Here is a 6,628-nt window from a genome sequence, read left to right on the forward strand (position 1 = left end):
TTTGAGATGACTGTTGCGCAATTAATTGATATTGATGCGAAAAAAACGAAAACGAGTAATGAAGTATATCAAACATCTACAATGCTTGCGCTATTAGATGGTATATATGATGGTGTAATTAGCTTTGAAGATTTGAAAAAACATGGTGATTTCGGCATCGGCACATTTGATCAATTAGATGGTGAAATGATTGCATTTGATAATGAATTTTATCATTTACGTTCAGACGGTTCAGCAGAAAAAGTAGAGCCAGAAGAAACAACGCCATTTGCGACTGTAACGTTTTTTGAAAAAGAAATGAGTTATACGGTAGAGCGTCCGATGAATCGTGAAGAAGTTGAAGCGTTATTACATGAATTAATGCCAAGTAAAAACTTGTTTTACGGTATTCGAATGGACGGTACGTTCCGTGAAGTAAGGACGAGAACTGTTCCAAGACAAGAAAAACCGTATACACCGCTCGTTGAAGTGACGAAATCACAACCAATCTTTTCATTTGAAAATACAGAAGGTACGCTTGCTGGATTTTGGACACCAGATTACGCACAAGGTATTGGGGTAGCTGGATTCCACTTACATTACATTGATGATGAAAGAAGCGGGGGCGGACATGTTTTCGACTATGTTATAGAAAACTGTACGATCCAAATTTGTCAAAAAGCTCATATGCATTTAGCACTTCCAGAAACAGCTGATTTTATGGCGGCTGAATTATCAAGAGAAAATTTAGAGGATAATATTGCAACTGCGGAAGGTGCAGAGTAAGAGGGAAAGACTGTTCCATTTTGGAACAGTCTTCTTTTATTCGTAATGTTATTATTTGTCGATAAATCGATATTTCTTGTCGAACCGTTGATATATTGTAAGTTACGATAGATATATTCGAAAAATCGTTGATATATTGTAAGTTACGATAGATATATTCGAAAAATCGTTGATATATTGTAAGTTACGATAGATATATTCGAAAAATCGTTGATATATTGTAAGTTACGATAGATATATTCGAAAAATCGTTGATATATTGTAAGTTACGATAGATATATTTGAAAAATCGTTGATATCGCTTATTTCTTTGAAACAAACGGATGCCCCCCATAATAAAAACGCCACGGATAATGTACAGCTTCTTCTGCATAGTCGATATTAATACGAGGTCCTGCTGTTATTTTATATTGTGATGATATGTGTTCTTCTTTTGGAACTAATTCAATATGTAACGTATCATTTTGTAACGATACGCCGCGTTCTTTTAAAGTAATTCCGAGTGCACGGCATAGTTTGCCAGGACCGTTTGTTAAGTTTTTATATTGCGCTTTTGTAATTTCGGTCTTATTGTAGCGCGCTAGTTTTATTTCTGCTATTCCATCTACTGGCTCAAGGGCTCGAATGAGAACACCTTGCGGGGTGCCCACTGGCGCTGTAATAACGTTAAAGCAATGATACATACCGTAAATTAAATATACGTAAGCATGCCCTGGTGCACCAAACATAACTTCTGTGCGATCTGTCCGTCTGCCTCCGTAACTATGTGCGGCCTTATCATCTGGGCCTTTATATGCTTCTACTTCTACAATGATTCCGCTTCGCTTTATTCCGTCTACAATATGAACAAGTTTTTGCCCGAGTAATTTTTTTGCGACTTCTAACGTATCGCCTTCATAAAAAGAAGGAGGTGCCTGCATTGTACTATCTCCTTTGCTAAGTGTATATGTATATAGTAAACCAAATTTTCAGTAGTAATTCTAACTCGTTCTATTTGCTACATTTATTTCATAAATTATGGATAGAGTACAACAGCGAAGAGGGGGAGTGCGACATGATTTATCGCTTACTAGCTCTTAATATAGATGGGACACTACTATACAACAATGGAAAAATTGCAAAAGGATTAAGAGAAACAATTGAATTTGTGAAAAGAAAAGATGTATACGTTACGTTATTTACGAGTCGTAATTTTCAATCCGCTCATAAAGTAGCAAAGGCGTTAAAATTAGATTCTATATTAGTGACACATGGTGGTGCTTTCGTTTCAGCAACGTTAGATAAGCCGTACGTTCAAAGAAGATTATCTGAAGAGAAGACTTTTAACATTGTGCAAGTGTTAGAGCACTTTGATTGTAACGTACGCATTTCTCATGAACGGTTTTCGATAGGAAATCGTGAGAGAAATACACCAAACTTAATTGCGCGCACTGTATTATCAAGCGCAGATCCGTTATTTTATCCAGTTCAATTTGTAGATTCGTTAGGTGACGCGCTTCGTGACCATCCGGTAGCAGCGCCAAAAATTGATGTTATTTTCCAAAGTAAAGGTGAAAAAGAAAGAGGACTGAACACATTAAGAAAAGCGTTCCAAGATGTAGAGTATGTTGAATGTGATTCAAAACGAATAGAAATTTTACCGCAAAATGTATCAAAATTACGTGGATTACAATTGCTTGGAGAGCATTTAAATATTTCGCTAAATGAAATGGTTGCGATTGGAGATAGTATGGAAGATTTAGAGGTTATTGAAAACGTGGGACTTGGGGTAGCGATGGGGAACTCGCCTGTAGAATTAAAGCAAGCAGCAGATTGGATTACACGTTCAAATAGCGAAAACGGTGTAGAGTATATGATTAAAGAGCATTTCCGTAAGCAATTCCCGCTTCCGTTTTTGAAGAATCATAAAAATACACCGAAACGATGAAAGAAAAACGTAGCTTTTTGGCTACGTTTTTTTGTTGAGCTTATTAAAAGGAATGGAAACGTTTTAAATTGTGAATTGTGTATGGGATTCATACAATTCACTTGAATCCTTCAGAAAACTAATGTAAAGTGGATGATGTTGTCAAAATAGTTACACCACATGAAATATTCTTCAGATTAATTTTATTGGGCTCCCATACGTAAAAGTATTTCCGCATGACAGTTTAGTTCACGTATTATTTCAAAAATGAATTGTAGTAATTTTATTAAGTAGTTGTAGCGTTCCTTTGTTGTATTTAAATGGATTATTTTAAGTTAATGTGAGTAAGACCTGGTACATATGAAATGTACTTCTTTTTGTGGTTTTAGGAAGTTTAAAAGGGGGAATGAATTTCTTGAGGAAATCATTTAATCAAAAAATTAAAAAGTTAAGTAGTAGTTTAATAGTTGTATTACTAATATGTATGAATTTTTTAATCCATTTACCATTTAAAGCAGGGGCAGCTACAACAGAATTAAAAGGTTTAGGTGATGTATCTTATTACAACGCCATCATTTTTGGAGATCATAGTGCAACGAGTGCGGATATTGAAGGTGCGATGGCTGTTCAGAAAAATATGAACGCATCAAGTTATACAGTCGTAGCGGCTGCAACTGGAGCAAATAACTTAGCTGGAGCAACTTGGGTAGATGAAGGATATCCATCATTATTACTAGGCGGTCAATTTACGAAAGCTGGAGCAGGACAGGTAATTATTCAAGATGGAACAGTGGCGATGACAAAAGACGGTGACCCAGATGGCGCAATGAAAACATCGTATGACCGTATCTCTTATAAAGAGCAAGCGGAGATTGATGCTAAGTTTAAAGAATTTAGAAAAGACGTTGATGGTGTAATTGGGGATGCAAGTAAACTACACACTGATAAGCCAAAACCTAATATGAGCTTTGGAATCGGTGAAGATGCAAACAACCCTAATATTTATGTCTCTTCAGGTCAGACGGGAAAGAAAGCATTCGATGTAAAAGACGTTTTTCTTCCGAATGTAGAGAATAAAGATTTTATTGTTATTTATTCAGATGCAGAAGAAGTGAGTTTTGGTGGCGGTGCAATTTTGTATGATACAAGAAATACTGGGATGGCGACGGATTTAATTAATACATCTCAAGCATATGACCCTAATTCATCTTTTACTGAGTTAGCTAGTAAGGTAATTTGGGTATTTCCTAATGCTACAAAGATAACAACTAAAGGTTATGGTGTAGTAGGTAGTGTGTTTGCACCTAATGCAGTTGTAGAAACAAAAGGTGGTTCTATTAATGGACAAGCCTATGTTGGAGGATTACACCAAAGAGATGGTTTTGAGGTTCATAACTTTAAATTTAACTGGCCAAAATGGAATAAACCAGCAGCTGAAAAAGGACATTTACAAATTAAAAAAGTTGATGAAAACGATGAAAACATTGTTTTAAAAGACGCAAAATTTGATGTTATAGACAAAGATAATAACGTTGTGGCTACTGTTACAACAAACGAAAAGGGTATTGCGGAAGTTAAAGATTTACCACTTGGTGACTATTTTGTAAAAGAAATAAATGCACCAGAAGGATATATAAAAGTTGATACACCAGTCAAAGTAACAATTGATAATACAAACGTAATTGAACTTGTTATGAAGAATACGAAAAAAGTAGAGAATGGCCAATTTAAATTATTGAAAAAAGATAGTGAATCTGGTCAACTTCTGCCAGGTGCAAAATTTGATGTTATCGATAAAGATGGTAATGTTGTGGAAACAATTGTTACAGGTGATAAAGGCGAAGCCTTATCGAAACAACTTCCAGTTGGAAGCTATACATTAAAAGAAGTAGAAGCACCGAAAGGATATGAATTATCATCTAGTTCAGTTTCTGTTGATGTAAAGGCTAATAAAGTAGTGACTGTAGATGTGGTGAATAAAAAGATCCCCGAAAAAGTAACAGGTCAATTCGAAATTGTGAAAGTAGATGCGGAAGATAAAACGAAAGTATTATCAGACGCAGAATTCGAAGTGTATAAAGACAGCAAGAAAGTAGATACGTTACGAACAGATAAAACTGGTAAAGTAATTTCTCAGAAATTAGAACCAGGAACATACACATTAAAAGAAACGAAAGCACCACAAGGATATAAATTGCTAAAAGAAGAAATTGAAGTCGTTGTGGAAGCAAACAAAGTAGTAGAAGTACAAGTAGAAAACGCAAAAGAACTAGGAAGCTTACAAGTAATCAAAAAGGATTCGGAGAGTGGAAAAGTTCTAGAAGGTGCAGAATTTAAACTGAAAAATGAAGCTGGTCAAGTAGTTGGAGAAGCGAAAACAACGAATAAAGACGGTGTTGTGAAATTCGAAAGCTTAGTGCCAGGAAAGTACACGTTAGAGGAAACGAAAGCGCCGGAAGGTTATAAAGCGCTAGAAGTGACAGTAGAAGTGAACGTTGTAGCGAACGAAGTAGTAAAACAAGAAGTCATGAATGAAAAAGTAATGGGTCAATTCGAAATCGTGAAAGTAGATGCGAATGATAAAACGAAATTGTTATCAGGTGCAGAATTCGAAGTGTATAAAGATGGTAAAAAGGTAGCGGAACTGAAAACAGATGAGAGTGGAAAAGTGATGTCACCGAAATTACCGCTAGGTGAATACACAGTGAAAGAAACGAAAGCACCAGCGGGCTACAAACTTTCAAATAAAGAATGGAAAGTAACAATTCAAAATGAGAAAGAAGTAGTAAAAGTAGAGGCAGAAAACGAAAAAATCTTAGGTTCTCTACAAATTATTAAAATGGATGATAAAGATCAAACGAAACGCTTAGTAGGCGCAGAATTTACATTGAAAGATGCGAAAGGAAATGTTGTAAAAGAAGGAATTACAACAGATAAGTCTGGAACGGTTAAAGTAGACGGACTTGTGCCAGGTGAATATACGTTAGAAGAAACAAAAGCACCAGAAGGTTATGAGTTAACAAAACAAATAATTCATGTAACAGTTGACGGTGAAAAAGTTATTGATGTAAAAGTAACGAACGGTAAGAGCCTTGGTCAATTCGAAATTGTAAAAGTAGATGCGAATGATAAAACGAAATTGTTATCAGGTGCAGAATTCGAAGTGTATAAAGATGGTAAGAAAGTAGATACATTACGAACAGATAAAACTGGTAAAGTAATTTCTCAGAAATTAGAACCAGGAAAGTACACATTAAAAGAAATGAAAGCACCACAAGGATATAAACTACTAAAAGAAGAAATTGAAGTCGTTGTGGAAGCAAATAAAGTAGTAGAAGTACAAATAGAAAACGCAAAAGAACTAGGAAGCTTACAAGTAATCAAAAAGGATGCAGAGAGTGGAAAAGTTCTAGAAGGTGCGGAATTTAAATTAAAGAACGAAGCTGGTCAAGTAGTTGGAGAAGCGAAAACAACGAGTAAAGACGGTGTTGTGAAATTCGAAAGCTTAGTGCCAGGAAAGTATACGTTAGAAGAAACGAAAGCACCAGAAGGTTATAGAGCGTTAGAAGTAACAGTAGAAGTAAATGTTGTAGCAAATGAAGTAGTAAAACAAGAAGTTATGAATGAAAAAGTGAAAGAAGAAATTACAGGTCAATTAGAAATTACAAAGGTAGACGCTAATAATACAAATAAAATATTAGCAGGCGCAGTGTTTGAAATTTGGAAAGACGAAACAAAAATTGACACATTAACAACAAATAAGAGCGGTAAAGCAATTTCTCAGAAGTTAGAACCAGGAGATTATATTTTAAAAGAAATCCAAGCGCCAGAAGGATATACTTTATCCGATAAGGAAATGAAATTTACGATTTCTAATGAAAAAATTGAATTTGTAAAACTTCAAATTACAAATAAAAAAGATACAGAAAAAGGTCCGGAAAAACCAGGTGAAGGAAC

Annotated in this window: 4 protein-coding genes; 3 read left to right on the forward strand and 1 reads right to left on the reverse strand. The window is 35.2% G+C overall.

What is annotated here, in order from left to right; all coding sequences use genetic code 11:
- The first annotated feature begins 6 nt into the window (after window positions 1–6).
- Complete coding sequence (alsD, locus tag DN401_RS22720) at window positions 7–765, forward strand: alpha-acetolactate decarboxylase (protein WP_000215024.1); 759 nt, start codon at window positions 7–9, stop codon at window positions 763–765.
- Window positions 766–1,067: 302 nt separating this feature from the next.
- Here alsD and DN401_RS22725 read toward each other — a convergent pair whose 3' ends face one another.
- Window positions 1,068–1,685: a DNA-3-methyladenine glycosylase gene (locus tag DN401_RS22725; protein WP_149287940.1), complete on the reverse strand. Its 618-nt coding sequence runs from the start codon at window positions 1,683–1,685 to the stop codon at window positions 1,068–1,070.
- 134 nt (window positions 1,686–1,819) lie between these two features.
- On the opposite strand from DN401_RS22725, the gene DN401_RS22730 reads away from it, so the two are divergent.
- On the forward strand, window positions 1,820–2,692 hold the full coding sequence (locus DN401_RS22730; RefSeq protein WP_000640415.1) for a Cof-type HAD-IIB family hydrolase: 873 nt from the start codon (window positions 1,820–1,822) through the stop codon (window positions 2,690–2,692).
- A gap of 394 nt (window positions 2,693–3,086) precedes the next feature.
- A partial coding sequence (locus DN401_RS22735; RefSeq protein ID WP_149287941.1) for an MSCRAMM family protein occupies window positions 3,087–6,628 on the forward strand: 3,542 nt, incomplete at its 3' end.

It is taken from the genome of Bacillus sp. BF2-3, assembly GCF_008368795.1.
GTDB classification, from domain to species: domain Bacteria; phylum Bacillota; class Bacilli; order Bacillales; family Bacillaceae_G; genus Bacillus_A; species Bacillus_A cereus.

Coding starts and splice junctions, on each gene's coding strand:
- alsD (WP_000215024.1), top strand. CDS start 7: ATGACTGTTGCGCAATTAATTGATATTGATGCGAAAAAAACGAAAACG.
- DN401_RS22730 (WP_000640415.1), top strand. CDS start 1,820: ATGATTTATCGCTTACTAGCTCTTAATATAGATGGGACACTACTATAC.
- DN401_RS22725 (WP_149287940.1), bottom strand. CDS start 1,685: ATGCAGGCACCTCCTTCTTTTTATGAAGGCGATACGTTAGAAGTCGCA.